This is a genomic window from Roseovarius bejariae, from assembly GCF_009669325.1.
GTDB lineage: Bacteria > Pseudomonadota > Alphaproteobacteria > Rhodobacterales > Rhodobacteraceae > Roseovarius > Roseovarius bejariae.
Window position 1 is genome coordinate 851,403 of sequence record NZ_SZWE01000001.1, and the last position, 26,513, is coordinate 877,915.

27 protein-coding genes and 1 tRNA gene are annotated in these 26,513 nt (G+C 63.1%); 10 read left to right on the plus strand and 18 right to left on the minus strand.

Features of this window, described 5'->3' with window-relative positions:
• Positions 1 to 47: 47 nt before the first annotated feature.
• Positions 48 to 1,442, plus strand: coding sequence for a diguanylate cyclase domain-containing protein (locus tag FDP25_RS04085; protein ID WP_172982742.1), 1,395 nt, complete (start codon positions 48 to 50; stop codon positions 1,440 to 1,442).
• Between the two features lie 4 nt (positions 1,443 to 1,446).
• Here the strand turns inward: FDP25_RS04085 and FDP25_RS04090 are convergent, their stop codons facing one another.
• From FDP25_RS04090 to FDP25_RS04105, 4 genes are read right to left on the minus strand one after another with little or no spacing between them, the layout of a single operon-like run.
• Positions 1,447 to 1,917 (minus strand): periplasmic heavy metal sensor, encoded by a 471-nt coding sequence (locus FDP25_RS04090; RefSeq protein ID WP_172982743.1) that lies wholly within the window; start codon positions 1,915 to 1,917, stop codon positions 1,447 to 1,449.
• Between the two features lie 11 nt (positions 1,918 to 1,928).
• Entirely contained in the window at positions 1,929 to 2,315 is a 387-nt protein-coding gene (locus FDP25_RS04095; RefSeq protein WP_246175755.1) for a hypothetical protein, read from the minus strand.
• Positions 2,299 to 2,883, minus strand: coding sequence for an RNA polymerase sigma factor (locus FDP25_RS04100; protein WP_154149197.1), 585 nt, complete (start codon positions 2,881 to 2,883; stop codon positions 2,299 to 2,301). Before FDP25_RS04100 ends, FDP25_RS04095 begins: the two co-directional genes overlap by 17 nt.
• A gap of 23 nt (positions 2,884 to 2,906) precedes the next feature.
• A complete protein-coding gene (locus FDP25_RS04105) occupies positions 2,907 to 3,386 on the minus strand; it encodes an EF-hand domain-containing protein (protein WP_154149199.1) in 480 nt (159 codons plus the stop codon).
• Between the two features lie 258 nt (positions 3,387 to 3,644).
• Between FDP25_RS04105 and FDP25_RS04110 the strand changes: the two genes are divergently transcribed.
• A complete protein-coding gene (locus FDP25_RS04110) occupies positions 3,645 to 4,034 on the plus strand; it encodes a DUF983 domain-containing protein (RefSeq protein WP_154149201.1) in 390 nt (129 codons plus the stop codon).
• A 39-nt stretch (positions 4,035 to 4,073) separates the two neighbouring features.
• Positions 4,074 to 4,781: an NUDIX hydrolase gene (locus FDP25_RS04115; RefSeq protein WP_154149203.1), complete on the plus strand. Its 708-nt coding sequence runs from the start codon at positions 4,074 to 4,076 to the stop codon at positions 4,779 to 4,781.
• A 74-nt stretch (positions 4,782 to 4,855) separates the two neighbouring features.
• Here FDP25_RS04115 and FDP25_RS04120 read toward each other — a convergent pair whose 3' ends face one another.
• From FDP25_RS04120 to FDP25_RS04130, 3 genes are read right to left on the minus strand one after another with little or no spacing between them, the layout of a single operon-like run.
• Positions 4,856 to 5,755: a DMT family transporter gene (locus tag FDP25_RS04120; protein WP_154149205.1), complete on the minus strand. Its 900-nt coding sequence runs from the start codon at positions 5,753 to 5,755 to the stop codon at positions 4,856 to 4,858.
• A gap of 21 nt (positions 5,756 to 5,776) precedes the next feature.
• Complete coding sequence (locus FDP25_RS04125; protein ID WP_154149207.1) at positions 5,777 to 6,685, minus strand: fatty acid desaturase; 909 nt, start codon at positions 6,683 to 6,685, stop codon at positions 5,777 to 5,779.
• Entirely contained in the window at positions 6,678 to 6,884 is a 207-nt protein-coding gene (locus FDP25_RS04130) for a DUF2061 domain-containing protein (protein WP_154149209.1), read from the minus strand. Before FDP25_RS04130 ends, FDP25_RS04125 begins: the two co-directional genes overlap by 8 nt.
• A gap of 107 nt (positions 6,885 to 6,991) precedes the next feature.
• On the opposite strand from FDP25_RS04130, the gene FDP25_RS04135 reads away from it, so the two are divergent.
• Positions 6,992 to 7,849 carry a helix-turn-helix domain-containing protein gene (locus FDP25_RS04135; RefSeq protein WP_154149211.1) on the plus strand — a complete coding sequence of 286 codons (858 nt, stop codon included), beginning with the start codon at positions 6,992 to 6,994 and terminating at the stop codon, positions 7,847 to 7,849.
• A gap of 142 nt (positions 7,850 to 7,991) precedes the next feature.
• Here FDP25_RS04135 and FDP25_RS04140 read toward each other — a convergent pair whose 3' ends face one another.
• Complete coding sequence (locus FDP25_RS04140) at positions 7,992 to 9,035, minus strand: aldo/keto reductase (protein WP_154153090.1); 1,044 nt, start codon at positions 9,033 to 9,035, stop codon at positions 7,992 to 7,994.
• Between the two features lie 217 nt (positions 9,036 to 9,252).
• Here FDP25_RS04140 and FDP25_RS04145 point away from each other — a divergent pair, with 217 nt between their 5' ends.
• A complete protein-coding gene (locus FDP25_RS04145; RefSeq protein WP_154149213.1) occupies positions 9,253 to 9,810 on the plus strand; it encodes a YceI family protein in 558 nt (185 codons plus the stop codon).
• On the opposite strand, the gene FDP25_RS04150 is transcribed toward FDP25_RS04145, so the two are convergent.
• Complete coding sequence (locus FDP25_RS04150) at positions 9,800 to 11,077, minus strand: MFS transporter (protein ID WP_154149215.1); 1,278 nt, start codon at positions 11,075 to 11,077, stop codon at positions 9,800 to 9,802. The genes FDP25_RS04145 and FDP25_RS04150 overlap by 11 nt on opposite strands.
• A gap of 181 nt (positions 11,078 to 11,258) precedes the next feature.
• On the opposite strand from FDP25_RS04150, the gene metG reads away from it, so the two are divergent.
• Positions 11,259 to 12,977, plus strand: a complete 1,719-nt coding sequence (gene metG / locus FDP25_RS04155; protein WP_154149217.1) for a methionine--tRNA ligase — start codon at positions 11,259 to 11,261, stop codon at positions 12,975 to 12,977.
• 302 nt (positions 12,978 to 13,279) lie between these two features.
• On the opposite strand, the gene FDP25_RS04160 is transcribed toward metG, so the two are convergent.
• The 3 genes from FDP25_RS04160 to FDP25_RS04170 form a co-directional block, all read right to left on the minus strand.
• Positions 13,280 to 13,365: transfer RNA gene (locus FDP25_RS04160), tRNA-Leu, on the minus strand.
• A 71-nt stretch (positions 13,366 to 13,436) separates the two neighbouring features.
• Positions 13,437 to 13,985 (minus strand): tetratricopeptide repeat protein, encoded by a 549-nt coding sequence (locus tag FDP25_RS04165; protein ID WP_154149219.1) that lies wholly within the window; start codon positions 13,983 to 13,985, stop codon positions 13,437 to 13,439.
• Positions 13,986 to 14,018: 33 nt separating this feature from the next.
• On the minus strand, positions 14,019 to 14,495 hold the full coding sequence (locus FDP25_RS04170; protein ID WP_154149221.1) for an Lrp/AsnC family transcriptional regulator: 477 nt from the start codon (positions 14,493 to 14,495) through the stop codon (positions 14,019 to 14,021).
• 114 nt (positions 14,496 to 14,609) lie between these two features.
• Between FDP25_RS04170 and putA the strand changes: the two genes are divergently transcribed.
• The 3 genes from putA (at position 14,610) to FDP25_RS04185 (ending at position 19,244) form a co-directional block, all read left to right on the plus strand.
• Positions 14,610 to 18,044 (plus strand): bifunctional proline dehydrogenase/L-glutamate gamma-semialdehyde dehydrogenase PutA, encoded by a 3,435-nt coding sequence (gene putA, locus FDP25_RS04175; protein WP_154149223.1) that lies wholly within the window; start codon positions 14,610 to 14,612, stop codon positions 18,042 to 18,044.
• 91 nt (positions 18,045 to 18,135) lie between these two features.
• Positions 18,136 to 18,885: a rhomboid family intramembrane serine protease gene (locus tag FDP25_RS04180; RefSeq protein WP_154149225.1), complete on the plus strand. Its 750-nt coding sequence runs from the start codon at positions 18,136 to 18,138 to the stop codon at positions 18,883 to 18,885.
• Positions 18,882 to 19,244, plus strand: a complete 363-nt coding sequence (locus FDP25_RS04185; RefSeq protein ID WP_154149227.1) for a GFA family protein — start codon at positions 18,882 to 18,884, stop codon at positions 19,242 to 19,244. The genes FDP25_RS04180 and FDP25_RS04185 overlap by 4 nt, the downstream gene beginning before the upstream one ends.
• On the opposite strand, the gene phnE (FDP25_RS04190) is transcribed toward FDP25_RS04185, so the two are convergent.
• The 4 genes from phnE (FDP25_RS04190) to phnC form a co-directional block, all read right to left on the minus strand.
• On the minus strand, positions 19,241 to 20,581 hold the full coding sequence (gene phnE / locus FDP25_RS04190) for a phosphonate ABC transporter, permease protein PhnE (protein WP_154153093.1): 1,341 nt from the start codon (positions 20,579 to 20,581) through the stop codon (positions 19,241 to 19,243). The two genes, FDP25_RS04185 and phnE (FDP25_RS04190), sit on opposite strands and share 4 nt — an antisense overlap.
• Before the next feature lie 2 nt (positions 20,582 to 20,583).
• Positions 20,584 to 21,456, minus strand: a complete 873-nt coding sequence (gene phnE / locus FDP25_RS04195; protein WP_154149229.1) for a phosphonate ABC transporter, permease protein PhnE — start codon at positions 21,454 to 21,456, stop codon at positions 20,584 to 20,586.
• A 72-nt stretch (positions 21,457 to 21,528) separates the two neighbouring features.
• Entirely contained in the window at positions 21,529 to 22,431 is a 903-nt protein-coding gene (phnD, locus tag FDP25_RS04200; RefSeq protein ID WP_154149231.1) for a phosphonate ABC transporter substrate-binding protein, read from the minus strand.
• A 53-nt stretch (positions 22,432 to 22,484) separates the two neighbouring features.
• Positions 22,485 to 23,309 carry a phosphonate ABC transporter ATP-binding protein gene (gene phnC / locus FDP25_RS04205; protein ID WP_343031955.1) on the minus strand — a complete coding sequence of 275 codons (825 nt, stop codon included), beginning with the start codon at positions 23,307 to 23,309 and terminating at the stop codon, positions 22,485 to 22,487.
• Between the two features lie 168 nt (positions 23,310 to 23,477).
• On the opposite strand from phnC, the gene FDP25_RS04210 reads away from it, so the two are divergent.
• Positions 23,478 to 24,014 carry a TetR/AcrR family transcriptional regulator gene (locus FDP25_RS04210; protein WP_154149233.1) on the plus strand — a complete coding sequence of 179 codons (537 nt, stop codon included), beginning with the start codon at positions 23,478 to 23,480 and terminating at the stop codon, positions 24,012 to 24,014.
• Positions 24,015 to 24,114: 100 nt separating this feature from the next.
• Here the strand turns inward: FDP25_RS04210 and FDP25_RS04215 are convergent, their stop codons facing one another.
• Together FDP25_RS04215 and FDP25_RS04220 are read right to left on the minus strand one after the other, a co-directional pair.
• Positions 24,115 to 25,644, minus strand: coding sequence for a cryptochrome/photolyase family protein (locus FDP25_RS04215; RefSeq protein WP_154149235.1), 1,530 nt, complete (start codon positions 25,642 to 25,644; stop codon positions 24,115 to 24,117).
• Positions 25,638 to 26,303 (minus strand): SDR family NAD(P)-dependent oxidoreductase, encoded by a 666-nt coding sequence (locus FDP25_RS04220; RefSeq protein WP_154149237.1) that lies wholly within the window; start codon positions 26,301 to 26,303, stop codon positions 25,638 to 25,640. Before FDP25_RS04220 ends, FDP25_RS04215 begins: the two co-directional genes overlap by 7 nt.
• Positions 26,304 to 26,513 lie beyond the last annotated feature (210 nt).

Sequence of the window (26,513 nt, forward strand, 5' to 3'; positions counted from 1 at the left end):
TGGATAGTCGTCCCATTCGAAAGAGCAAGTCGGAAAGGCATGTGCGTATGCCCCGGAACGTATTGATCGTCGATGAACTCGCCACCAACAGGATTGTCCTCAAGGTCAAACTGTCGGGGGCGCGCTATGGCGTCATCCAGGCTGCATCGCTGTCCGAAGCGCGCAAATGCCTCGATCGGGATCCCCCCGATCTCGTGCTGGCCTCCGCCGACCTCACCGGGGCCAATACCGCGCAGATCGTGCAGGCCCTCCGCGGCACGGCGCGGACACGGGACATACCCGTGGTATTGCTCCTCGCCCACGACAACGCCGAGGCTCGGCTCGATGCCCTGCGGGCGGGCGCAAGCGACGTTCTCACGAAACCCGTGGATGACCGGTTCTTTCTGGCTCGCCTGCGTAGCCTTTTACGTCAGCATCACACCAGTCAGGCGCTCAACCTGCATTCCGGAACCGCCCATGCGCTCGGCTTTGCCGAGCCCCCCGCCAGCTTCCAAGTAACCGGGCGCATCGCCATCGTCGCACACCCCGCGGCCGCCGCCATGAAATTGCGCGCCGATCTCATGCATCGCATCCAGCATGATATGACCCTGCTGACCTTCGATGCCCCCGAGGTCGCGTCGGATCTCGCACCGCCACCCGATGTGGTGGTGCTACGCATCGCGACCGCAGACTGCGAACGAGGGCTGCGCCTGATCGCAGATCTCAAAGCAGACACGGCCACTCAAAACAGCCGCATTCTCGTCCTGCTGCCCCCGGAAACCATACCGCTTGCCAGTACCGTCCTCGACATGGGCGCGCATGATATCCTGTGCGGGGCGACCGAAACAGGCGAACTCGCGCTTCGCCTGCAAAACCAGATACGACGCAAACACCAGGAAGACAGCCAACGCGCCAAGCTCAAGACGGGCCTGCAAGCGGCTGTGACTGACTCCCTTACCGGGCTTTACAACCGCCGCTACGCCCTGCCCTACATGACACGCACCATAGCCGAATCTGCCGGCTCGGGCCGGCCCCTTGCGGTGATGGTGGCCGACCTTGATCATTTCAAGAAAATCAATGACAGGCTGGGACATGCGGCCGGAGACGAGGTGTTGCGGCGCGTGGCCGGGTTACTGCGCGATACCCTGCGTGACGATGACCTTGTCGCGCGTATCGGCGGCGAAGAATTCCTGATCGTGCTGCCCGACACCCCCCGGGAACGCGCGAAACAGGTGGCCGGACGTCTTTGTAAAACCGTGCGCGACACACCGATCGCGCTGACCGGGCAAAAAGCACCGGCACATGTCACGCTCAGTATCGGTGTTTCTCCGGTGCACCTGCCCACGCACGACCCCCTGCCGGATGCCGAAACCCTGATTGCACAGGCCGATCGTGCGCTCTACGGGGCCAAAGCGGGCGGGCGCGATACCGTATCCTTTTGTGCAACGCGCCCGGCCGCCTGAGCGATTACTCCCGGTCTTTCCAGCGGCGTTTCATGGCCTCCTCCAGACGCCCGGCAAAGGCATGCCGCGCCTCCGGCTCCATCTGTGCCAGATGCTCAAGCAAAACCTGCTGGCCAATCGCCACGCGCCGTCCCAACATCTCGCGCATCCGCGCCATCTGCGTGGCGACCGGCGCAGGGTCAAAAGGCTCGGCCCGAAGACCCTCGACAAGCTGCTGCATCGCCGCGCCATAGGCCGCACGCCCGTCACGGCCTTGCTCTCGGTAATTGCGCCGCATCTCGCGGGCCACGACGCGCTTGTCCTCCTGGCTCAGTGCGCGGGTCATCGGCCCACCCGCCATGTGATGGTGACGCCCGTCAAACCCGCCGTGCCGCAGGGCCACCCCCCCGACGACCCCCAGCACCAGCAGGTTCAGGGCAAGGGACAACGCGAACACCACCTTCAGCCAAGGGCGCATACCGGCCTTCTTTTCCATGCGTTCCCCCATCACAACGCCCCCTCATCCCAAGCCAGCCCCAGTTCCGCCCCGGGCATGACGTCCACCGTATAAGAGGCCGTGTCGCCCGCGCCCAGATAACTGGCCAATGCATCCGACAGCCCCACATCCGGGCTCACGCCCAACCAGATCCCGGCAACCCCCGCCGCCGTGAGGCCCGCCATGGCCGGCCAGCCGCCCAAGGTCTCGAAGAACTGCCGCAGATACCCGGACCGCGGGCGCGGTGCGGGTGCGGGGGCAAACCCCGCCTGCGCGGCCTCGGCATCGGCCAGAACCCGGGCCATCAGCTCCGCCGACGGCTCGGGGCGGGCCGCGCGGGCCGCCTCGAAGGCCGCCTCCAACCGGGTCTCTTGTCTGTCATCATCCGTCATCGGCATATCCCAACTCCTCGCGCCGCCCTTCAAGGGCCGCGCTCAATGCCCGTTTTCCCCGCGCGGTCAGGCTTTCCACCGCTTCCACGCTGATTTCCATGACATCGGCGATCTCGGGGTTGGCCAAGCCCTCGATATGGCGCAACACTACCGCCTGACGCTGCCGGTCGGGCAACCCGTCCAACGCCTCTTGCAAGGCGTCGACCCGTGCCTCGGCCTGCATCTTGTCCAGAGGGCCGCACGCCTCGTCTTCGGGCTCGGGCACCGCATCAAGGGCCACGCCCCGCCCTGACCGCCGCAGCCGGTCGGTACACAGGTTGGCCACCACCCGGTAAAGCCAGGTGGTCACCTTCGCTTCGCCCTGCCGCCACTCCGGCGCGATGCGCCACAGCCGCAACAAGGCCTCCTGCGCCACATCCTCCGCCTCGGCCGCGTTGCCCAACAGGCGCAGCGCATGGCCAAAGGCCTTGGGTGTCAGACGCAGGGTCAGGGCCCGTGCCGCCGCAGGCTCACCGTTGGCAAAAAGCACCAACAAGGCTTCGTCGGTTACATCCTGCATCACATCCAGCGGCATGACCCCTGTCCCAAGAGCGGCGCTTAGTCGTCGTCGCTCATACGGCCCCAGCCTTTACCCATCATGCCATGATGGCCCCAACGGCGACCGTTGCCAAACTCGTCCTTCGACAGGGCGCCATCGCCATCCTTGTCCATCCATTCGATCATGCGGCCCATACGCTTGCCGCGCATCTGCTGCATCTCGGCCTGGGTCACCTTGCCATCGTTATCGGCATCCATCCAGTCCATCCTCCGATCGACACGGGCTTCGACCCGGGCCATGGCCCGCGCCATCATTTCTTCACGGCTGATCGCCCCGTCACCGTCGCTGTCGGCCTCGCCAAACCGGGCCGCGGCGCGGGCCTGCATCTCGTCGCGGGTAATCTTGCCGTCACCGTTGGTGTCGACCTCTTCGAAAGACGGGCGGTTACCGTAGCCACCTTTGCCCTGCGCCACCGCGAAACCAGCACTTGCCACCATGGCTGCGCCCACGACACTCAGAATCATCGTCTTGCTTTGCATCTGCTCTCTCCGTGTTTCCTGGGCACGCATCCCGCGGGCCCTTCATCTCGGTGTCAGGCAAGCGCCCATCTGCGCCGTGCTGACCCACTTGATACGTGGGGTCGCGGCCGTTCCGTCGCATCCCTGTTGGTTTTTTGATCACAGGGACGTGACCTTCGGCAAATACTTTGCGACATCCCGCCGCAAGGACGCGGTGACACCTTTCAATCTTCCGTCCCTTCCCCCAATTTACCTCGATCATCAGGCAAGAGGTACACCATGTCAGGCACGACGCATCACGGCGAAGACCGCGCCCTCGGGCCCGCCGTTTGGAAAGGATTTCGGCGCAAGTGTCCCAATTGCGGCAGCGGCCCTTTGCTCAAGGGCTACCTCAAACTGCGCGACAGCTGCACCGTCTGCCGCGAAGACCTCAGCCACGCCCGCGCCGATGACGGCCCGGCCTACCTGACCATCCTGATCGTCGGGCACCTCATGGCCCCACTTCTCCACATCGTCTTTGTGGCATGGCGGCCCGAGCCTCTGGTGCTGTTCACCATTTTCGCGGTTGGCTGCGTCACCCTCTCGCTATACCTTCTGCCCAGATTGAAGGGGATGATCGTGGGCTTCCAATGGGCGCGCCTGATGCACGGCTTCGGCGAAGTCACCTGAGTCCCTTCGCCGCGCCATACCGGCGCCAAGGGATTTGACATGAGCAGCGACCAGACCATCGATAAAACCGCCATCCGCAACGCCGCCACGGTGATTGCCCTGCGCGACAGGCATAACGATCCGCATGTCCTGATGGGTCAGCGCGGCTCGAAAGCCGCCTTCATGCCCAACAAGTTCGTCTTCCCGGGCGGGGCCGTGGATGCGGGCGACGCATATATTCCGCTGGCCCGCCCCCTGCCCGCGCTGTGCGCGCAACGCCTGACCGAGGATTGCACGGGCGATCTGTCGCACGCGCTCGCCGCCGCGGCCATCCGCGAGCTTTGGGAAGAAACCGGCCTTCTGCTGGGCACACCCGGCGAATGGTCTGGCGAGGTGCCGCACGATTGGAAAACCTTCGCCGCCCGCGGCTTCCTGCCCAGCGCCCATGCCTTGCAATTCGTCTTCCGCGCCATCACGCCACCGGGCCGCCCCCGCAGGTTCGATGCGCGGTTCTTCCTCGTGGATGCGGATGAACTGTCTTCCGACCCCGATGACTTCTCCGCCGCCTGCGAGGAACTTTCCCACCTGCAATGGGTGCCCTTGGCAAAGGCACGCGAATTCGACCTGCCCTTCATCACCGAGGTCGTGCTGGCCGAAATCACCGCCCGCGCGGCCGAGGTCGGACCGCCCACATCGGTCCCATTCTTCCGCAACGACGACGAAGAAAGCCTCTTTCTGCGCCTTGCCGGCCAAAGCCCTCTGGCCTAGGCACCGATTTCTTCAAAAGAAATCGGACCGAAATCTTTTCAAGATTTCGGCCACCTGCCTTCAAGCGCCGAGTCTCAAATCAAGACGAGCACAAGAATACTCACCGTCAAAAGGCCCATCCCCCACACCTCGCGCCCCGTGATCCTCTCGCGGAACACCAGAACCGAGGCAAGGATTGAAAAGATCACCTCGATCTGCCCGACGGCAAAGACCAAGGCCGCCGATTGCAAGGTGAACGCCGTGAACCAGCACAGGCTGCCGCCCATGCTCATCACCCCCATCCAGACCGCCACGCGCCGCGCTTGCCACACGGCGCGCACCTGCCCCGCCTCGCGCCACGCAAGCCACAGGCCAAGGCCGATGGCCTGCGTGGTATTGACCACCGCCACCGACACCCCCGCGCGCAACAAGGCATCGGCGCTCTCGATTTCCAGGGTCGCCCCGCGATAACCCACCGCCGACACGGCGAACAAGGCGCCCGACAAAAGACCCAAGGCCGCGCCCTTATTGGCCACCCGTCGCAGGCTCAGCCCCGGCAAGCCCGCGTTGTCCGACAGGATCAGAACGCCGACCAACCCCAGCACGATCGCCGCCATGGCAGGCGCGCTCACCCGGTCGCCCAGCACGACAAAACCAACCAGCGCCGTTTGGATCACCTCGGTTTTCTTGAAGGTGATGCCCACCGCGAAGGATCGCGCGGCAAACAGGGCCACCACGCACCACGTCGCCAAGACCTGCGCCAGGGCCCCGCTCAGGGCATAGGCCCAGAAAAGCCCACTCAACCGGGGCAAGCCCGCGCCCTGCAACAGCATATACCCTGTGACCAAGGCAACCACGAAAGGCGTCGAATAGGCAAAACGTGCCAAAGTGGCCCCGCCCGCGCTCAGCGTGCCAAGGCTCAACTGTTTTTGCAGCATGAAGCGCAGCGTCTGAAACGCCGCCGCCGCAATCGAAAGGATGATCCAGGCCTCCATGAGGCCCCTCATGCCCCGATTTTACGGCTTGGGCCAGAGCGGATGCGGCACCGGGTCTTTCGCGCGCAGGAAATGCCGCGCGAAAATCTCCCGGTAGGAGGCATAGCGATAGCCATCGTTGCGCTCAAGGTAATGCGCGCGCTGCTCGCGATAAAGCGCCGGCAGGCGATACCACGGCACCTTGGGGTGCATGTGATGCACGACGTGAAAGTTGTTGTTGAGAAAGAGCAGCGCCAGAATGCCCCGGTCCTCGATGATCACCGTCCTCCCCCGCGCCTTTTCGTGGGCCCGATGTTCAAGGAAGGTGCGGATTTTCAGGATTGAAATCGCCATATAGGCCGAGATCACATAGGCCCAGACCGGCATCGCCGAGACGCTGACGATCCACCAGATCACCACCGCCACCGCCGGAACATGCCACAGCCACGCGCGTAGCACATCCCGCGCGCCCGCCCGGATCAGCCGCCAGTCGCCCTGCATGAAGGCCACTTGCGATACCACCGGCCCAATCACCATCCGCCCCAAAAGGGTGTTGTTCATCAACAGGATACGCCGCATCCAGCCCGGCAAGCGCCCCCATACGGCGGGGTCCATGTAATTGCTTTCCGGGTCGTCGTACGGGTCGGTCAGAAACTCGTCGCGGTGATGCGCAAGATGGGTGTCGCGGAATCGCTGATACGGAACGAAAAGGCTCAGCGCCGGAAAGACCAGCGCCTCGTTCACCCGGTCATACCGCGTGGGATGGCCATGTAGAACCTCGTGGCACAGCGACGAATGCAGCGCCGCGAAAACCCCGGCGGCGACGATCCCCAAGGGCAGCCACAGTGCGGCCAACCAGATGGTCGCCACGGCCCAGCCGCCGTAACAGACCGCCAACAGAAGGATCGTCGGCCACTCCTCGCGCAGCCGTGCCATGCCTGCTTTACCCATGGAGGCGCCCCCAGTTGACCCGCGCCCAGATCCGCTCGTAAAGGACATACATGGTCAGCCCGATCAGCGTGTTGATCACGGCCATCGCGCCGCCCACCGCCGCCGACCCGGTCATGGCCAACCCCACGAGGGACATCACGGTCAACCCCATGACATTCCATAAAACAGCTTTGACCAGCGTGCGCCGTGGCGTCTCCATGTCGTCCCTCCTTTGTTCGATTGCAGGCACAGGGCTAAGCCAAAACCGCGCGTCCGCGCAGTCCGAATGTAGTTAACATTTTTTTGCATTGATGATATTTATCACCAATGATGGAAAAAACAGACAAACGCCTACGCGCAGACCTTTTCCGCACCCGCCTGAGCGACGCGATGCGGGATCGCGGCACCAATCAAAGCGCCCTCGCCCGCGCCGTGGGGGTGGATCGCTCCACCATCTCGCAGTTGCTCAAGGGCACGGGGGCACGCCTGCCCAATGCGCAGGTGGTGGGCGAATGCGCCCGTGCGCTCGGGGTGTCCGCCGATTGGCTTCTGGGCCTCACCGATCGGCCCGAAACCGCCGCCGACATTCTCGCCAACACCATGGCCATGACCGAAGCCTCCCGCGCGCTTGTCGATGAACAGATCTTCCGATGGCATCAGGAAGCCGCGGGTTTCAAGATCCGCCACGTCCCGGCGGGCCTGTCCGACATGCTCAAGACCCAAGACATGCTGGAATGGGAATACACCCCGCATCTGGGCCGCAGCACCCAACAGGCCATCGGCGCCTCACAGGACCGGCTGGAATGGATGCGCAGCGCCCAATCGGATTACGAGATCGCCATGCCGCTTTACGAGGTCTATTCGATGGTACGCGGCGAAGGCTACTACGCCGACCTGCCCAAAGAGATTCGCCTGGCCCAGGCCCGGCGCCTGATCGACGTCAGCCATGATCTCTACCCGCGCCTGCGTGTCTATCTCTACGATGCCCGCCGCCTCTATTCGGCGCCGATTACCATTTTTGGCCCCCAAATGGCCGTGCTTTATATCGGACAAACCTACATGGCCTTCCGCGATACCGAACGCGTGCAGGCCCTCACCCAACACTTCGATCATCTGGTCCGCGAGGCCCAGGTCACCGCGCGGCAATTCCCCGACCACCTGCGCGACCTCATGGCGGATATCTAGCGGGCACCGATTTCTTCAAAAGAAATCGGACCGAAGTCTTTTGAAGACTTCGGCCCAGCTGACACCGACGTAAGTCCGCCAAAGTACCGACGTATTGCAGACAGCGATTTTAGCGCCTTTTCAGCACCTTATCTACAAATCCTCAGAACGGCATTGGATGCGCCCGATGCGCCGCGTCGATCTCTTCCAGCACCTCGTCCGACAGGCTCACATTCCCAGCGCCCAATGCCACGTCCAGTTGCGTCACCGAGGTTGCCCCGAAGATCACCGACCCCATGAAGGGGCGCGTCATGCACCACGCAATGGCCATCTGCGCCGGGTCCAGACCATGCCGTGCTGCGATCTCCAGATAGGCCCCGACCGCATCAAGCGCCCGCCCGGTCTTGCGCCCCCCGAGCGTCTCGTTCAGCGTCATACGCGAGCCTTCGGGCACGGCGCCCCCTTGATATTTGCCGGTCAACAGCCCCGCCGCCAGCGGCGAAAAGGCCAGCAACCCGACATTCTCGTTCACGCTCAGCTCCGCCAGGTCCGTGTCATACAGGCGGCACAGCAGGGAATATTCATTCTGGATACTGGCGACACGCGGCAGGCCCTTGTCCTCGGACATCCGCAACCACTGCGCCGTGCCCCATGCGCTTTCGTTCGACAAGCCAAAGGCGCGGATATTGCCCTTGTCCACCTGCTTTTGCAGGGCCTCCAGCGCATCTTCCATATGCGCCAGCGTGGCCGTCTTATCCTGCCCCGACGGGTCATATTGCCAGTTTTTCCGGAACATGTAGCTGCCCCGGTTCGGCCAATGGAATTGATACAGATCGATGTAATCGGTCTTGAGGCGCCGAAGCGACCCCTCCACCGCCTCGGGAATGGTCTTTGAAGAAATCGGCGCCCCCTCGCGCGCATGTTTCATGCCCTCGCCCGAATGCTTGCTGGCCAGAACCACCTCATCGCGCCGCCCGCTCTTGGCAAACCATTCGCCGATCACCTCCTCGGTCCGGCCAATGGTTTCCTTGGCGATGGGATTCACAGGGTACATCTCGGCGGTGTCGATGAAATTGAGGCCGCGCTCCAGCGCGCGGTCAATCTGCGCATGGCCTTCTTCCATGGTGTTCTGGCTGCCCCATGTCATTGACCCAAGGCACAGCGCGCTGACCTCGATCCCGGTCCGCCCCAGTCGGTTTTTCTTCATCATTTGCGCCTTTCCTTGTCCCTCGCGCTCGGCGCAAAGACTAGCGGTTTTCCGGCCCGCGTCACCCCCCGGGTCTTTCACTGGATCTGCGGCGGGCATAGCTTAGGGTCAGGACCCATTCATCCCACACCACTGGCGCCCTATCGTCGAACCGGGGCTCTGGCGTGTGACGCAAAGTTGAGTGGCCAGTCCGGTGCATTCGCCCTACCATAGTTCGATGCGTTATCTGTTTGCCCTCACCTTCAGCCTGGTCGCCACGCTCAGCATGGCCGCACCACAGGCCTACCGCCTCGACACGGCCCGCTCCAGCGTAGGCTTCACCTATGCCATCGAGGGCAGCGCGGCACAGGGCACCATGCCGGTCAAATCCGCCGAGGTTCTGCTCGACCTCGACAACCTGCCCAACAGCCGGGTGCACGTCACGCTGGATGCTGCCGCGGCCCGCGCGGGGTTCATCCTTGCCACGCAGGCGATGAAAGACGCACAGGTCCTCAATACACGACGCTTCCCCGAGATCACCTTTCGCTCCACCACGATCAACGGCGATCTGTCCGGCGCGACCGTCACCGGCGATCTGACTGTGCGCGGCGTCACCCGCCCCGTTACCCTGACCGCCGGGCTTTACCGGCAACGCGGCACGGACCCGCGCGATCGACGGAACCTGCTGGTGCTGCTCACCGGGCAAATCAGCCGGGCGGCCTTCGGCGCAACGGGCTATGCGGGCATGGTGGATGACACCATCGGCCTGCGCATTCTCGCCCGGATCACCCGTTAGGGGCCTGCCCCTCGGCCTCTTCAGCCGCCTCTTCGGCCTGCTCGACGTACCATTCCTGCGCCGCTTCCACCGCCACCGGCGAGGAGGTCGGCAAAACCCCAAGGTAGCTGCCGGTTTCATCCACCGGCACCCCGGGGCGCCGCGTCATACGCCAGCCCGCGTAAAGGGTGATCGCCGCAAAGACCACCGCAAGAAACAGCCAGAACCCCTTGGGCCCGGCAACATCCATGACCTGCCCCGTGGCCATCGGCCCCACGACCGCGCCCACGCCATAGGCAAAAACCAACCCGCCCGACGCCGCGGCCATATCATCGACCTCCAGAAAATCGTTCGTATACGCGATGAACAGCGCATAGAGCGGGTTCGCCACGCCCCCCACGATAAAGGCCAGAACAAGCAGCGTTTCGAACTGCGCCCCCACGACAAAGCCCACCGCCGTCGCCGTCGCCCCGATCGCCGCCAATCCAAGGATCAGCAACCGCCGGTCCATCCGGTCCGACAGCCACCCAACCGGGATTTGCCACACCAGGGAGCCGGTGAAAATCGCCGCGACGAATCCGGTGATCTGCCCCACGCTCAATCCCGCCGCCGCGCCATAAACCGAGGCCATGCCGAACTGCGCCGCGAAGGCCCCGCCCAACAACAGCGTGCCCACACTGGCCAAGGGGGACTTGTGGTAAAGCTGCATCAGGCTCATCGGTTTGGTGGTGTCCGAGGCCGGCGTCGGCGTAATCGACAACAGGATCGGCGCGAAACTCAGCGAGACAAGGATCGACGGGATCACGAACAGGAAAAACCCGCTCGCCTCGCCAAGGTTCATCAATCCCTGCGCCGCGATCAGGCCCAGCATCTGCGCCACCATGTAAACCGACAAGACCTGCCCGCGCGTCTGGTTTGTCGCCGCATTGTTGAGCCAGCTTTCGGCGGTCACGTAAACGCCCGACAAGCAGAACCCGAGGATCACCCGGATCAACGTCCAGCTATAGGGATCGGTCAGGATCGGAAAGGCAATCAACCCCGCCGAAATGAACGAGGCCAAGGCCGCAAAGACCCGCACATGCCCCACCCGCCGGATCAACTCCGGGGCAAGACGACTGCCCACCAAAAATCCAAGGAAATACCCCGATGTGATCACCGACAGTTCCAGCGTGCCAAAGCCCTCCATGGCCCCGCGCACCCCCATCAGGGTGGCCTGCATGCCATTGCCGATCATGATCAGGACCATACCGAGCAGCAGGGCCCAGACGCTGGCAAGTACCTGGAACATCGCGCGGCCCCTCTGCCCTGGTGTCAGGACAACGCCTACCAAGGCAAAAAACGACGCGTCAAACCGGAACGCGACAGGATTGTCGAAATTGACATATCCACCGCGCGCCCTCTGGTCCTTCGCGCCCAAGGGCTTTAAACCCCCCGCAACACGGCACGGCGCGAAAGGCGGGAAAGTAACAATGGCACGGCACCTGGTCACCTCGGCAATCCCCTATATCAACGGGATCAAACACCTGGGCAATCTCGTGGGCAGCCAATTGCCCGCCGATCTGTTCGCGCGCTTCCAGCGGGCGCGCGGGCACGAGGTTTTGTTCCTGTGCTCCACCGACGAACACGGCACCCCCGCCGAACTGGCCGCCGCCAAGGCAGGGGAACCCGTGGCCGAATACTGCGCCCGTATGCACAAGGTGCAGGCCGATATCGCCCAAGGCTTCCGGCTCAGCTTCGATCACTTCGGGCGCTCCTCCAGCCCGCAAAACCACGCGCTGACCCAACACCTTGCCGGCAAGCTTTACGAGGCCGGGCTGATCGAGGAAGTCACCGAAAAGCAGGTCTATTCCAACGCCGACAAACGCTTCTTGCCCGACCGCTATATCGAAGGCACCTGCCCCAACTGCGGCTACGACAAGGCGCGCGGTGATCAATGCGAAAACTGCACCAAGCAGCTTGACCCGACCGACCTTCTGGACCCGCGCAGCGCCATTTCCGGCTCCACCGACCTTGAGGTGCGCGAAACCAAACACCTTTTCCTGCGCCAAAGCCAGATGCGCGACACCCTGAACAAGTGGATCGACAGCAAAACCGACTGGCCGGTCCTGACCACCTCGATCGCCCGCAAATGGCTCAATGATGGCGACGGCCTTCAGGATCGCGGCATCACCCGTGACCTCGATTGGGGCATCCCCGTCAAACGCGGCGACGAGGACTGGCCCGGCATGGAAGGCAAGGTCTTCTACGTCTGGTTCGACGCGCCGATCGAATATATCGCCTGCGCCGCCGAATGGGCCGAGGCCAACGGGCTGGATCAATCCGCGTGGGAACGCTGGTGGCGCACCGAACGCGGCGCCGACGACGTGCGCTATACCCAGTTCATGGGCAAGGATAACGTGCCCTTCCACACCCTGTCCTTCCCCGCCACGCTAATGGGCTCGGGCGAAGACTGGAAACTGGTGGATTACATCAAATCCTTCAACTACCTCAACTACGACGGCGGCCAGTTCTCGACGTCCCAAGGCCGCGGCGTCTTCATGGATCAGGCGCTTGAAATCCTGCCCGCCGACTACTGGCGCTGGTGGCTGCTCAGCCACGCCCCCGAAAGCTCGGACGCCGAATTCACATGGGAAAACTTCCAATCCTCGGTCAACAAGGATTTGGCCGACGTGCTGGGCAACTTCGTCAGTCGCGTCACCAAGTTCTGCCGCTCCAAGTTCGGCGAGGCGGTTCCGGAAGGCGGCGAGATGGGCGCGCGGGAAACCGCCCTCATCGACACCCTCACCACCCGCATCCGCGCCTATGAGGGCCATATGGAGGCGATGGATGTCCGCAAATCGGCGCAGGAGTTGCGCGCCATCTGGGTGGAAGGCAACGAATACCTGCAAGAGGCCGCGCCATGGGCCACCTTCAAGGAAGACCCGGAAACCGCGGCGATGCAAATCCGCCTCGCCCTCAACCTCATCCGGCTTTACGCGGTGCTCTCCAGCCCCTTCATCCCGGATGCGGCGAAAACCATGCAAGAGGCCATGCAGACCAGCAATGACAGCTGGCCCGACGATGTGCCAACCGCGCTTGCCACGCTCCAACCCGGCCACGCCTTCACCGTACCCGAGGTGCTTTTCGCCAAGATCACCGACGACCAGCGCGAGGATTGGCAGGCCCGCTTCTCCGGCACCCGCGATTAAGCGGCGCGCGCCAAAGGCGCGCACAGGGTATCTCGCCCGTGCGCCTCTGGCGCCCGGCTCGCGCCTATGTCCAATCTGACGCTTCAATTGCAGCCACATGCGAAACCAACCGGTGTTTTTGGGTATTTTAGCCAAGAAAAAACCAGAGCGCGCCTGCCCGTTTTCTCCTGTTCAAAAATATCCTGGGGTGAGGTGAAAATCCCATTTTCACCGAGGGGCAAAGCCCCTCATTGGCGCGCGTAAGCGCGCTCAGACCTGCGTGGCGCAGCCACTCCTTTTGGCACGTCAATCAGGAAAACCGCTGGTACCCGCGGCCGGACTCGAACCGGCACGGCCTTTCGGCCTGGAGATTTTAAGTCTCCTGTGTCTACCATTCCACCACGCGGGCCAGCGGCGCGGACAATATCCGATGTCATGGTGGTGTAAAGGCGCGAAGCGGGTCATCAGACCCGATAAACGCTAGAGATCGTCTTCGCCGGTCTCCAGCACCGGCAAAAGATGCCGCTCCCCCAGCCACGGGTTCATCTCCAAGGCCGCCCGCAGCTCCAATGCCGCCTCGGCCTTGCGGCCCAATGCCATAAGCGTCAGCGCGCGACCGGCCCGCGCCGCCACATGCCGTGGCTGACGATCCAGCGCTGCATCCAGTTCGGGCAGGGCTTTTTCGAAATCTTCCCGCAGGAAATGGATGAACCCGCGTTGATTGTACCCTTCGGCATAATCCGGGCAATAGGCCACCAAGGCGTCAAAGGCCTTCATCGCCGATCCATAGTCATACATCTCGCGCCGTGACACGCCGGAATCCAACAGGTCCTGGGCATGACCGTCAGGTGCTTGCGCCCAGATTTCCCACATCCGGCTGGCCAAGGCCCGCCCTGCCGCCTCATCGGGCGCGGTCCGGGCCTGTGCGATCAACCCGTCCAGAGCATCGGCATGATCCGGCGGGGCGGGGCAATCGGCCCAACCCGGCGTGGCAAGGACAATGGCAAATGCAAGAGCACGTATAGACATGTAACGAAGGGTACAGACCCCCTCACCTCACGGTCAAATCACATCCGAGAGGGCATTCTCCTTCACCGCCTGCATCGCCACATAGGTCGAGGTGTTCGACACATAAGGCAGGGTCGAGATATGATCGGCCAGAACCCGGCGATAGTCGGTCATGCTATGGGTCCGCACCTTCATCAGGTAATCGAAATTTCCCGCGATCAGATGCACCTGCTCGATCTCGGGCACCCTGGCCACCGCCGCATTGAACTCCGCCAGCGCCGCCTCGCGCGTATCGCTCAGGCGCACTTCGACGAAACTCACGTGATCCATGCCAAGGCGGATGGGATCGAACAGCGCGCGATACCCGGTGATGATTCCCTCCTTCTCCAGCCGCCGCAGCCGTGCCTGTGTGGGCGACTTGGACAGGCCGATGGTGCGCGCCAGATCGGTGATCGAAATACGACCATCCCCCGCCAGCGCCTTGAGAATCGCACGGTCGAAACGGTCAAGCTCCGGGTGGTCATTTTGCATTGCGTTTAGCCATTTTTATACTCAATTTCACTATGTATACATACATTTTTAGGAAAAACAACTCGCAGAACACTGGTATGCTTGGACGAAATGCCTTTTCGGGAGGACCCACCCATGCCTTATGATACCGACATCCGCCGCGCCATCGACCTTGCCACCTATGCCGACGAGGGGCAGACCGTGGCCCGCCTCACCGAACTGGCCGCCCTTTCGGAAACCGACCGCGCGCGCATCGTCGAACGCGCCGCCGATCTGGTGCGCGACATCCGCGGCCAATCCAGCCCCGGACTGATGGAAGTGTTCCTTGCCGAATACGGCCTGTCAACCGAAGAAGGTATCGCGCTGATGTGTCTGGCCGAGGCGCTTCTGCGCGTGCCCGACGCCGACACCATCGACGCGCTGATCGAGGACAAGATCGCGCCATCCGACTGGGGAAAGCACATGGGCCATTCCGCCTCGCCACTGGTCAATGCCTCCACATGGGCGCTGATGCTGACCGGCAAGGTGCTGGAGGATGAAAAACCCGGGCTGGTGGGCACCCTGCGCGGTGCCGTCCGCCGGTTGGGCGAGCCGGTCATTCGCACCGCCACGGGCCGCGCCATGAAGGAAATGGGCCGACAGTTCGTTCTTGGCGAAACCATCCAATCGGCCATGGACCGCGCCGCAGGCATGGAGAAAAAGGGTTACTCCTATTCCTATGACATGCTGGGCGAGGCCGCCCGCACCGATGCCGACGCCACCCGCTATCACCTTGCCTATTCGCGCGCCATCACCGCCATCGCCAATGCCTGCACCAATGCCGATATTCGCGACAACCCCGGTATCTCGGTGAAGCTCTCGGCGCTTCATCCCCGCTATGAAGTGGCCCAGCGCGAACAGGTGATGGATGTCCTCGTCCCCCGCCTGCGCAGCCTCGCCCTTCTGGCAAAATCCGCCAAGATGGGCCTCAATATCGACGCCGAAGAGGCCGACCGCCTCTCGCTTTCGCTCGACGTGATCGAAACCGTGCTCTCGGAACCCGCGCTTGCCGAGTGGGACGGTTTCGGCGTGGTGGTGCAGGCTTACGGCCAACGCGCCTCCCACACGCTGGATTTCCTCAACGATCTGGCCACGCGCCTCGATCGCAAGATCATGGTGCGGCTGGTGAAAGGCGCCTATTGGGACACCGAGATCAAGCTGTCGCAGGTCGAAGGCGTCGATGGCTTCCCGGTCTTCACCTCCAAGGCGGCCACCGACATCAGCTATATCGCCAATGCCCGCAAACTCCTGTCGATGACCGACCGGATTTACCCGCAATTCGCCACTCATAACGCCCATACGGCGGCGGCGATCCTTGAGATGGGCAAGGACCAGAAGGATGAATTCGAATTCCAGCGCCTGCACGGCATGGGCGAAGCGCTGCACGACATCATCCTGAAAAACGAAGGCACCCGGTGCCGCATCTATGCTCCCGTGGGCGCGCACCGTGATCTGCTGGCCTACCTCGTGCGCCGCCTTCTGGAAAACGGTGCCAACTCCAGCTTCGTCAACCAGATCGTGGACGAGGATGTCCCCCCCGAGGTGGTCGCCCGCGATCCCTTCGAGGCGATCAACGATGAAAAGCCCCACCTGCCCACCGGGCCGGACCTCTTCCTGCCCGAGCGCAAGAACTCCAAGGGCTTCGATCTGGCGCACCAGCCGACATTGGATGCCATCGACGCGGCGCGCGGCCCCTTCGTCAATCACACGTGGGATGTTGGCCCGATCCTTGCCGGCAAAGCCTCCCCCGAGGCCCCGCGCCCGGTGATCAACCCCGCCGACCCTGCCGACCAGCCCGGCACCGTCGCCACCGCCAGCGCGAAGGACATCGAAACCGCCCTCGCCTCGGCCAAACCATGGGACGCTAGCCCCGAGGAACGCGCCAAGGTGCTCAACAAGGTGGCCGACCTCTACGAGGAAAACTATGGTGAGCTTTTCGCCGCCATCCACCGCGAAGCGGGCAAAATGGTGCTCGATGCCGTGGCCGAACTGCGCGAGGCCGTCGATTTCCTGCGCTACTACGCGGCCAACGCTCCTGAAGGGCAAGCCGTCGGCACCTTTACATGCATCTCGCCATGGAACTTCCCGCTGGCCATCTTCACCGGCCAGATCAGCGCCGCCCTCGCCGCTGGCAATGCCGTGCTGTCGAAACCGGCCGAGCAAACACCGATCATCTCGGCCCTTGCCGTCGACCTGATGCACAAGGCTGGCGTGCCGAAAGAGGCGCTGCAACTCCTGCCCGGCGGCGGCGAGGTGGGCGCGGCGCTGACCTCGGATGCCCGCGTAAACGGCGTGGCCTTCACCGGCTCCACCGCAACGGCAATGAAAATCCGCGCCGCCATGGCCGAAAACCTCGCCCCCGGCGCGCCGCTCATCGCCGAAACCGGCGGGCTGAATGCCATGATCGTCGATTCCACCGCCCTGCCCGAACAGGCGGTGCAGGCGATCGTCGAATCCGCCTTCCAGTCGGCGGGGCAACGCTGTTCCGCCCTGCGCTGCCTCTACGTGCAGGAGGACATCGCCGACAGCTTCACCGAAATGCTCACCGGGGCCATGGATGCGCTCAACATCGGGATGCCCTGGGATCTGTCCACCGATGTCGGCCCGGTGATCGACGAGACCGCCCGCGCAGGCATCGCCGAGCATATCCAGACCGCCCGCGCCGAGGGCCGGTTGATGCATGAGCTCAAGACGCCGAACGCGGGCACCTATATCGCGCCGACGCTGATCAAACTCGGCGGGATCGAGGATCTGGAGCGCGAGATTTTCGGCCCTGTCCTGCATCTGGCCACCTTCAAATCCACCGAACTGGACAAGGTGATCGACCGGATCAACGGCACCGGCTATGGCCTGACCTTCGGGTTGATGACCCGGATCGACGACCGCGTGCAATATGTCACCGACCGGGTTCATGCGGGCAACATGTACGTCAACCGCAACCAGATCGGCGCCATCGTCGGCAGCCAACCCTTCGGCGGCGAGGGCCTTTCCGGCACCGGCCCCAAGGCGGGCGGCCCACACTACCTTGCCCGCTTCACGGCCCACCCTGCCGCGCAGGCCAAGGGCGACTGGCCCCGCGACATGGGCGCGGACGACCTGCAAGGCGCGCTCGACAAGGCCAATACGCATCAGGCCGAACGCCGCGATGCGCTTGTCCTGCCGGGGCCGACGGGGGAATCGAACCGCCTGACCACCCACACGCGCGAGGCTGTGCTCTGCCTCGGCCCGGGGCCCGAGGCCGCCGCCGAACAGGCCCGCGCGGTCGAGGCACTTGGCGGCATCGCCGTACAGGCCACCGGCCACGTCGCCCCCGAAGCCCTGACAACCATGGGCGCCCTGTCCGGCGTGATCTGGTGGGGCGATGACACCACCGCCCGCGCCTATGCGCAGGCGCTGTCGCGCCGCGCCGGGCCGATCCTGCCGCTGATCACCGGGCAACCCGACACCGGCCACGTCCTGCACGAACGCCACGTCTGCGTCGATACCACCGCCGCAGGCGGCAACGCCGCCCTGCTGGGCGGCATGGCCTGACACACGCCCGTTCCGGGCTTACCCCGGGACCCGGCAAAATTCCCGTCCCCCCGCGCTTGACGCCGGGGGACGGGCGGGCCAACTATCCTCCATGCTGCCCATTCGCGATCATAACCCGTCTCAACAGACCCCATGGGTCACCTACGCCCTGATCGCGGTGAACGTGGCGATCTTCCTCAGCTACTGGGGCCTCTTCGCGGATCAGCGCGCCCTGACCATGTTCTTCCTCGACTGGGGCATGGTCCCGGCCCTCGTCACCGAACAGGGCACATGGGGCACCATGCTCAGTTCCATGTTCCTGCACGGCGGGCTGATGCACCTTGGCGGCAACATGCTGTTTCTGTGGATCTTCGGCGACAACCTCGAAGAAGAGATGGGCCACCTGCGCTACCTACTTTTCTACCTCGCCTGTGGCGTGGGCGCGGGCCTTGCCCATTACTACGCCGCCCCCTACAGCGAGGTGCCCACCGTCGGCGCCTCGGGGGCCATCGCCGGGGTCATGGGCGGTTACCTGCTGCTCTACCCCAGGGCGCAGGTCGATATCCTGATCTTCATCATCTTCATCATCCGGGTGATCGCCGTCCCGGCCTGGCTCATGCTGGCGCTGTGGTTCGCGATGCAGCTTTTCGGCGGCTTCGGGGCCGACCCGATGAGTGGCGGCGTGGCCTATTGGGCGCACGCGGGCGGCTTCGTACTGGGCGCGATCCTGACCCTGCCGGTCTTCCTGCGCCGGGGCGGCACGCAGTTCTGGAACCGCACCCACGGGCAGCCCCCGCACCCCGAGGCCCGCTATGCCTATCAGAAAACCCACATCCCCCGCGTCCGGAGGCACCGCAAATGAAAACCAAGGCCACCTGTCATTGCGGCGCGGTCGAGCTGCACCTCGACCTGCCAAACGGCATCACCGGCGCCCACCGCTGCGACTGTTCCTTCTGCCGCCGTCGCGCCGCGCCCAATGTCTCGGTGCCGCTTGCCGCGCTGACCGTCGCACGCGGGGCCGACAACCTCACGCTCTACACATGGGGCACCGGCACCGCGCAGCACTACTTTTGCAAAACCTGCGGCATTTACACCCATCACCAACGCCGCTCGAACCCGAACGAATACGGCGTCAACCTTGGCTGCATCCAAGGCGTAAACCCCGCCGATTATGAGCCGATCCCGTGGAGCGACGGCATCAACCACCCCTCGGATCGTTAAAGCCCCGAGTCATCCGACTGGATCAACCGGCGGCGCAACCACCCCGAGATCGTATCCATCGCCATCACCATCAGCACGATCAGGACGATGTAGTAAGTCACCTCTTCCCAATCCTTCTGGGTGATGATCGCCTGCGTCAGCAACAGCCCGATCCCACCGCCGGTAATCGCCCCGATGATCGTGGCGCTGCGGGTGTTGGATTCAAGGTAGTAAAGAAGCTGGCTCAACAGAACGGGCGTGATCTGCGGAATGACGCCAAAGCGATAGCGCTGCAACGGCTTGGCCCCCGTCGATTGCACCCCTTCGATTTGCTTTTCATCCACGTTTTCAAGGGTTTCCGAGAAAAGCTTGCCGAAGGTCCCGGTATCGGTCAGCAGGATCGCCAAGGCCCCCGTCAACGGCCCCGGCCCAAAGGCGCGCGCCAGAACCACCGTCCAGATCAGGGCATCCACCCCGCGCACGAAATCGAACACCCGCCGCACGCCGAACCGCACCGCCATGAAGGGCGAGAAATTCCGCGCCGCCATGAAGGCCAGCGGCAGCGCCAGCATCGCCGCGCCAAAGGTACCAAGGAAGGCCATCAGGATGGTCTCGAACACCGCCCACATGACCTCGGAATGCCGCCACATGGCATTGCCCCAGAAATCTCGCCACATGGCCGTGATGTTCGATACCTCGGGCCTCACCCGCTCACCCGAAACGGCAAGCCCCACCAAGTCAGCAAAGCTCTTGCCATGAAACGGGCTGTCCAGCGTGAAGAAGAACAGCTCCCAACCCATATCGTACTTGAACAGTTCCGCCCGTGTCCGTGTTATCGTCAAACGGCCCCGGTCCGTGGTCACCGCCAGCCGGTTTTTCGAGGCATTGATCCACTCGGGCTGATCTTCCATCCCGCCCTGCGGAAACACCATCTCGACCCCGCTGCGCGACGGGCGCGCCTCGATCACCCCATAGTCGGGGATGTCATAGCGCACCCAGTCGCCCTCGTAGGTCACAACATGGCCACGCCCCAGTTGCGCCACCATGCCCGTGTCGGTCAGGGTCACCCACTCGGGCGCGGTGCCCTCGGCATAGGTCCCCTTGCGCTCGCCCTCGATGGCGATCTCGATACTCTCCGACCGCGCATCGTACAAAACATGCGTCTTGTGGCTGTAACTGTCGGCCACAAGGGCGCGGGCATTGTCGATGCTCGCCCGCTCACTCAGCCCCGGAATGTCAAAGGCAAAGAAGATATAGACGAAATAGGCCAGGATCACCGCAGGCAGGCCGAAATTGAACAGGCGTTTACGCCCGAACAGACGGCTTGCCTCGCCCTTGAAATCCGCTGTCGCTGTCATGCTCATTGCTGCGCCCCCTTGGTCAGGCGATCCCGGAAATAGGATGAAATCTGGTCGAAAAAGACGATGGTCAGGAACAGCAGAATGAAAATCGCCGCCGCCTCGTCGAACTTGCCCTGCCCCCATGACATGGCGTTCTTGAGCTCGTACCCGATGCCGCCCGCGCCGACGAAACCAAGGATGGCCGAGGCGCGGATATTGATCTCGAACCGCAGCAGCGCGTAACTCAGGTAATTCGGCGCCACCTGCGGGATGATGCCCAACAACATGCGTTGCGACCATGTCGCGCCCACCGATTGCAGCCCCTCCACGGGCTTGAGCGAGGCATTCTCGTTCACCTCGGAAAACAGCTTGCCCAGCGCGCCGACGGTATGCAGCGCAATCGCGATCATCGCGGGCACCGGCCCGCCGCCCAGCACGAAAATCAGGACAAGCGCGATCACGATCTCGGGGATCGCCCGCAGAATATCCATGATCCGCCGGAACACCGGGATCATCCGCGGCCAGCGCGCCATGCCGCGTGTCGACAACAGCGACATGACAATCCCAAGAAGCGCCCCCAGAAGGGTCGACGCGGCGGCGATATTGATCGTCTCGATCAGCGCCGGGAAAAACGTCACGAAATGTCCGGGCAGTTCATGGGCCTTCTCGAAGGCCTCGCTCCAGACCTGCGCCGGAAAGTCCAGAATATTGTGCCAGCCGTCCCAGAACCCCCCGGCATTGCGGCTGTCGGCAAGGTTGAACCCCGCCACCATCAGCGCCACGAAGATCGCCAGCATCGCGCCCGAATACAGCCGCTTGCGGCGCGTCATCGCCATGTAATTGTCGCGGATGCCATCCGTCGTGATCGGCGCCTGCGCGCTCAGGTCTGCCATGCCCTAAGTCCCCCGGATACTTATGAAAAAGGGCCCACCCCACGGGCGGCCCCCCTTCGTCAAAACGCTGTCTTAGTTCGATTTGGCCTTACGGGCCTCGATGATCGACAGGTAAGCGTCATGGGTGATCGGCATGAAGCCTTTCGCGTCCCCCTGAAGCACACCATAGGCACAGTCTTCGTCCATCGATTTGAGCGATGCCATCAGCCCGGTCATCTTCAACTTTACGTCCTCGGGCAGCGCAGACCGCAGAACGACAGGGCCCTCCGGGATCGGCTTCGATTGCCAGATCTGGACAAGATCGTTCATGTCCACCAGACCGGCATCAACCGCCTTGCGCAGCGCGCCCGAGTTGTACCCGTCTTCCCAGTTGCCCAGGCCGTCGGCCCATGTCACGCCGCCGTCCACGTCGCCGTTGTTCACGGCAACGATGGTTTGCTCATGGCCGCCGGTGAATTTCACTTCGCCGAAATAATCGCCCGATTGCATGGTGGCATTGATCTCGGCAGGAATTTCGATCGACGGGATCAGGTACCCGCTGGTCGAGTTCGGATCACCGAAACCAAAGGTCTTGTCCTTCATATCGTCCAGCGAGGTGATTCCGCTGTCTTTGCGGGCAAACCCGATGGAGTGATACCCATAACCACCATCAAGGTTCACCTTGACCAGAACCGGCTCAACCGCGTCGGGGTTTTCCAGATAGGTCTTGGCATAGCCCGAGGCGCCCAGCCACGCCATGTCGATGGTGCCGCCCAGCAGGCCCTGGATCACGCCGTTATAGTCGGCCGGCGCGAACAGCTTGGTTTCGACACCCAGCAATTCTTCGGTCTTTTCGCGCAGGCACTCGTTCGAATTCATCCGGTCCTGTGCGTTTTCGCCCCCCAGAATACCGATGCGGAATTCGCTGATCTCTTGGGCCAGCGCAGGGCTGGTCAGGGCCGTGGTCGCCACGATGGCAGCAAGCAGTTTTTTCATGGTTTCTCTCCGATTGGATTGAGTTGATTTTCGATTGAAGGCTCGGGGAAGTCTCAAAGCGCGGCCTCGGCCTGCCGGATCGCGGCAACGCCGGGGCGCTCGATTGTCTCGATGGAGGTCGAGGTGCTGGCCTCGGAAAATCCGGCATCCGCGCCATAGATGTCGCGCGCGACGCCGGTGGTCAGCTGCTCGGGCGTGCCGTCGAACACCACCCGGCCATGCAGCATCCCGATCACCCGATCGCAATAGCGCCGCGCGGTATCCAGCGTGTGCAGGTTGGCAATGACGGTGCGCCCGTCTTCCTCGTGAATGCGGCGCAGGTCGTCCATCACCACCTGCGCATTCATCGGATCAAGGCTGGCAATCGGCTCATCGGCCAGAACGATCTTGGGGTCCTGCATCAGCGCCCGGGCAATCGCCACCCGCTGCTGCTGCCCCCCCGACAGCGCCTCGGCCCGCTTGGGGGCATGCTCGGCAATGCCCAGACGGTCCAGAATATCGATGGCACGGTGAATATCCGCTTCGGGATACAGGTTGAACATCGTCGACATAGTCGACCGCCGGTTCAGCGTGCCATGCAGCACGTTGGAGACCACATCCATGCGCGGCACAAGATTGAACTGCTGGAAGATCATCGCGCAATCGGATTGCCACGCGCGTTTCTCGGCCCCCCGCAGGGCCGTCACATCGCGCCCCTCGAAGGCGATCACCCCCTCGCTGGCATCAGTCAGCCGGTTCAACATCCGCAAAAGCGTGGATTTCCCGGCGCCCGATCGGCCGATGATCCCGATCATCGCGGGCCGCTCCACCTCGAAAGACACGGCATCCACGGCCGTGTTCTTGCCAAATCTGCGCGTCAGATTGCTCACTGTCAGCACTGCACATCCCCTTGCTGTCTTGGCGCCCTCCTACGCGCCGCGCCTGACAGCTCTGCGACAGTTCGTTGAAAGTTTTGTAACGTGAGCGATGGGCGAAAAGGCACCACCCACCGCCCTGCCTCACCGCAGCTCTTGCCCAATATCGCCACCGGGCGTAGGACAATGCCCATGACATCCGCCGCCAAACGCCTGCACCGTGACGACTGGCTCACCGCCGGGCTCACTGCCCTGCGCGCCCAAGGCCCCGAAGCCCTGAAAGCCGAGCCGCTGGCGCGCAGCATGGGCACGACCAAAGGCTCATTTTACTGGCATTTCGAAGATGTCCCGCACTTCCACCGCGCCCTTCTGGCCCGCTGGGAGGAAACCGCGCAAACCGCCCTCTCCAAGGCACAGGCCGGGTCCGGCACCGCCACAACCCGCCTGCGCCACGCCGCCCAAAGCCTCGCCGATCAGGCCGGCGCCGATGCCGCCATCCGCGCATGGGCGCGCGGGCATGCGGGCGCCGCCGAAACACTGGCCCGGGTCGATGCCGCCCGGCTCGATTGCCTGCACGCGCTTTTGTCCGAGGTCGGTATCTCCAATCCCGAAATGGCCCGGATCATCCTGGCCAGCGGTGTGGGCATGGCGCAACTGGACGAGGGGCAAGAGGCCCGCAACACCCAGTCCATGGGCTCCCTCGTCGATCTGGTGCTTGCCCTTCGCTAGAGCGTTTTCAGTTTACCTTGAATCAAAGTGTATCACTAATGTCCCGAGAAGGCCGTAGGCCTGGCAGGGTATTGGTGATGCAACAATAACTGGAAACGCTTTAAACCACTTCGCCCGCGTCCAGCCGGTCCAAGATACGCCGCGCGCCACTTAGCACCGCATCGCGCTTGTCCTCGTCCATCCGGTCCCATGTGCGATACATCTGGCCCATCCGCGGATTGCCCTCGAACCGCTCCCGATGCCGCTGCATGAAATCCCAGAAGAGCAGGTTGAAGGGGCATGCCCCCTCGCCCACCTTGTCCTTCACCGAATAAGCGCAGTTGCCGCAATAGTCCGACATCTTGGCGATATAATTGCCCGAACTCACATAAGGCTTGCTGGCGATGATCCCGCCATCGGCAAACTGGCTCATGCCGATCGTGTTGGGCGCCTCCACCCACTCAAAAGCATCGGCATAAACCGCCAGATACCATTCATGCAGCTGCCCCGGATCGACCCCGGCCAACAGCGCGAAATTGCCCGTCACCATCAGCCGCTGAATGTGATGGGCATAGGCCTCCTCGCGGGTCTGCGCCACCGCATGGCCCACGCAATTCATCCGTGTCTCACCCCCCCAATACATCCACGGCAAATCCCGATCATGGCCCAGCGCATTGCGCGCGGTATAGTCCGGCCCCTCGCGAAAATAGATGCCCCGCACATATTCGCGCCAGCCGATCACCTGCCGGATGAACCCTTCGGCGGCATTGATCGGCACGCGCCCGGCTTTCCATTCCTCTTCCACACGGGTGCAGATTTCCACAGGATCAAGCAATCCGATGTTCAAATACGGCGACAGCACCGAATGATGCAGAAACCTGTCCCCCTGCAACATCGCGTCCTGATAATCACCAAACCCCGCCAGCAAGTGCTTGGCGAAATGATCCAGCGCACGCAGGGCCTGCCCGCGGGTCACGGCAAAATGAAAGGGCCGCAACTCGCCGAAATTGTCGCCAAACCGCGCCTCGACCAGATCAAGCACCTCTTCGGTGGTCTCATCCGGCGTGAACTGCATCGGCGCGGATCGCAGCATATCCTCCGAGGCCGGTTTGCGGTTGTCATGGTCGAAATTCCACTTGCCCCCTGCCGGTTTTTCGCCCTCCATCATCAGGCCCGTCTTGCGCCGCATCTCGCGATAGAAATACTCCATCCGAAGCTCTTTGCGCCCCTCGGCCCAAGCGTCGAACGCCTGAAGCGAACAGATGAACCGATCATCCGGCAGAAGCGTCACGCTCAACGGCGCATTCTCCAGCGCCTCGATCAACCGCCATTCGCCGAGCCGGGTGGCCAGAACCTCGCTCACCTCATGTTCTTGGCCCCGGCGCATCAACTCTCCCACGATGGTTTTTGACGCGCCCTCATCATCCAACCGCGTATAGGCCACGCGCCAGCCATCCGCCTCCAAAGCCGCCGCGAAATGCCGCATCGCCGACAGCACCAGCGCGATTTTCTTGGGGTGATGCGGCACATATCCCGTCTCGTCCAGCACCTCGGCCATGACGATCAGGTCACTGTCCATGTCGGCCTCCCGCAGCGCCGACAGCCCCTCGCTCAACTGGTCCCCAAGAACCAGAACCAACCGGTTCACCATTGCACGCGCTTTCCCGCCCAATCATAAAATTGTCCCGTGTCCTCGATGGTGAGCCCATCAATGACACGCAAAAGGTTAACGGCGGCTTCCTGCGCCGTGACGGTGGGGTGGCCCTTGGCATATTTCTCGGTCAGCGGTGTTTCCACCGTGCCGGGATGCAGCGCCACACAAATCGCTTGCTTGTGGCTGCGGCCAATCTCAATCGCCCCGGTGTGGATCATCTGGTTCAACGCGGCCTTTGCCGTTCGGTAACTGTACCACCCACCGAAACCGTTATCGCCAATCGACCCAACCCGCGCCGAAAGCGCCGCGAAAACGCTGCGCCCCTCCTTGGGCAGCAACCGTACCGCGTGTTTCATCACCAGTGATGGCCCCACGCAATTCAACATGAACTGTGCCTGCATCGCCTCGGCCTCCAGATGCTTGAGGGATTTCTCCGGCCCCCGGCCCTCCAACTCCAGCGCCCCGGTCGCGACGAACACCAAATCGAACGGTCCCTCCAACCGGCCCAATGCCGCCTCGACCGACCCTTCATCGGTCACATCCAACCCATCGTCTCGCCGCGACAGCCCCGTGACCGCCACACCGCGCTCCGCCAAAGCCTCCGAGATGGCCGTGCCAATCCCGCCCGAGGCGCCGATGATCAATGCCTGTTTCATGGCTTGTGACCTAGCGGGGTCAACGCTATGTTCAAGCGCCGATGACCCGTCCGAAAGGTGCGATTTTCGTACGACTCGTACGAAAGGTTTTCCACTTCTGCGGATTTTCGTACGAAACTGGCGTACAAAACGTACGACTCGTACGAAAATTTCCGGGGTTTTCATCGGCGGTCATCATGCATATACTTTTGCCCATGATGACGCAGGACC